This window comes from Okeania sp. SIO2F4 (assembly GCF_010672385.1).
In the GTDB taxonomy this organism is placed as follows: Bacteria; Cyanobacteriota; Cyanobacteriia; order Cyanobacteriales; family Microcoleaceae; genus Trichodesmium.
The window spans coordinates 1-2,602 of record NZ_JAAHGT010001158.1 but is presented as its reverse complement, the minus strand read 5'-3'; the positions used below and the strand labels follow the sequence as shown (position 1 = coordinate 2,602).

Annotated in this window: 1 protein-coding gene; it reads right to left on the bottom strand. The window is 38.6% G+C overall.

Translation table 11 applies throughout. From position 1 onward, the window contains the following. Positions 1–401 precede the first annotated feature (401 nt). The coding region (locus tag F6K22_RS38295; protein ID WP_293110120.1) for a HEAT repeat domain-containing protein at positions 402–2,602 on the bottom strand (2,201 nt) is incomplete at its 5' end.

The following is a 2,602-nucleotide window of genomic DNA, read 5'->3' as shown; positions in this document are numbered from 1 at the left end:
TGTCAAATTTTTCTTCTATTGCTCCATACGCAATAGTCAATTTATTTTCTGAAGCACTCAGCTGTGGGAGATAAATAGTCAAATTTTTCTTCTATTGCTCCATACGCAATAGTCAATTCATTTTCTGAAGCACTCGAATAGAGGTGATGAATCTGAAATTTTCCTGCTAGACCCACTTAAATGTTGCAATAGGAAATTTTAAAGAGATAACTTCCTCTAGTTACAATGACAAATCTAATGCACTATTTTAGCTGAAACTGTCTACTACCTGCGTGACATAGCTAAAACTGTGGATTAGATTTTTTCCGATAATTCTAGTTATGGCAAGGATTGACCATTTTTTTTTCTAATACACCATTCAAGGTGTGTCACACCACTACTAGACCTGATAGCTAGTTAACCTAACCAATACCAAATTCAACAATCATTTGCTCTACTTGAGCAGCTACCAGAGGGTCTGGGTCATTCCTCAAATTAGGCAATAATTCAACCAATGCACGTTGAGATGCCATCCGCAAGTAAGCTAGAGCTGCCTCCCGCACAAAACCAGTAGGGTGGCTTAAACAAACTAAAGTTTGTTCTGCAGTTAAACTCCAACGAGCCGCACGAGCCATCTGTAAACAGCAAGCTAAAGCCCAGTCAGAAAGAAAATGACGAAAATCTAGCAGATGCCGTAAGCGATCGCTAGGAGCCATTGGTTGATAAACAACCAGATCCGACAAACTACTTAATTTTTCCTCATAACTATTTTGATCCAAAATATCAATCAACGAGCGCTTACAAGAAATATCTACAGTATTATCTAAAATCTCCAAACCACGGGCCACATTTGAACGGGAATCAGACTTAATATTAAAAGCTGCTGCTTGAATAGAACCCAATGGGTAAAGAAATTTCATTAACAAAAAACACTGTTCTATAGCATCTAACTCCAACAATTTGAGAGACCGTAGCAATATTTCTGTATAATCAGTTGTTAGTTTTCCATTACCTTCCTCCAAACCAGCATAGTGAGAAGTAGTAGTTGAATTCATATCTACCCCAGACAAGTCTACTATACCTGCATAAATCTGTCCCAGAAACATCAATTCTTGCTCTACTAAAATTTCAAGTCCACTACGACCTACTCGTTCAAGTACACCTTCAATTCCAACTTCTCCTGGCATTTTCAACAATCTGCGTAAAATATTACGGCGTGTCATACCCCAGGTAGTCATCATTCTATTTACTAGAGAATCCAGTGCTTCCATTGTACCAATTTCACTAATAGCAGTCCAAGCCTGTAATCTAACTAAATCAGACTTGTGAGTATCATCCGCCAACCTGACCAGCATCGGAATTGCATCATTACCTAATCTTACTAATGCTTGCAATGCAGCTTCCCTGGTTGATTTGTAGGATAAACCCCGTAAAAGCGAGGGGTAGTAGCTTTCCAAATGAGTAGCAGCGATTACATCCATACAATACTTTCGCACTCGTAACGATTCATCCTGTAGTAAGCTAGGAACATACAATCGTAACCCTTGCAAATAATCTGCTTCTCCCAAGGCACGAACTCCCATTACTCTTTCTTTTTCTTGCTTGGAAGTAATCATCCTGCGTAAAACATTAGTAGCTTCAGCTTTTTGTTCTCTGTCTCCTCGACGCATAATTAAAGCTGCTGCTGTACCTCTTACTACTGGGTCTACTGAAGATTGTAAATAAGGTCGTAGCTGACTAATATCTGGTTCTGATTCTGTGAGCCAGATGTAGCGTAAGGCTAAAGCCAGAACTTCTGGTGGTACCGATGCCTGGGTTAGGGATTGTACTTGTTTGAGATAAGCTGGGTTAGGGTGATTTAACATCACTTCCAGACTTTGGCATTGTAATGCAGGTGACATTACTTGCAGCAGTGGGGCTAATATTTCACCTAAATTTTTTTGGTCTATTTGACTTAGTAGCTCAATACAGGAACGTTTATCTTCTTCTGAAACACCCTTTTCCAAAGTTTCTACTACTGAGCGTTTCAGAGCACGCATATCTACATCTAATACACCAAATCTTCCTTTGCCAGCGCTTCTTACCAACAATCCTACATATTGGGTTCTAATTAACCATATCACTCCTAACCATAACAAACCAGATATTATTATTGCGATGACAAATATCAGACCTTGCCGATCTTGAAACCCTGTTTGACTGGAGTCTAATATCAATCTACATAACCAGAGAATTGCTAATATTATTAATCCACTCAAACCTGTAGAAAATGGTTCTGCTACCCCATTTACCATTGTTTGAACATCACTACGAATATTTTCTGGTAGAGGTTGGAATAAAACCGGTCCGGTAGTTTCAATTAATGTATAGTGTAGTAACTCATCTAAAAATCTCAGAATTACTAATCCTACAAATACTGAAAATAATCCTGTTATTGCACCTGTAAAAGAAAATAACCCTAAAGCTATTCCCCCTACTGGTAATATCATTGCTGTACCAAAAACACCTATTCTTTCTACCAAACGACTAGAGGCAAACCATTGAGTTGCTACTTGACAACTACTCAAAATTCCCTCAAATAAGCCCAAGAAACTTGCTATTTTACTTGCTCCATCAACAGCCA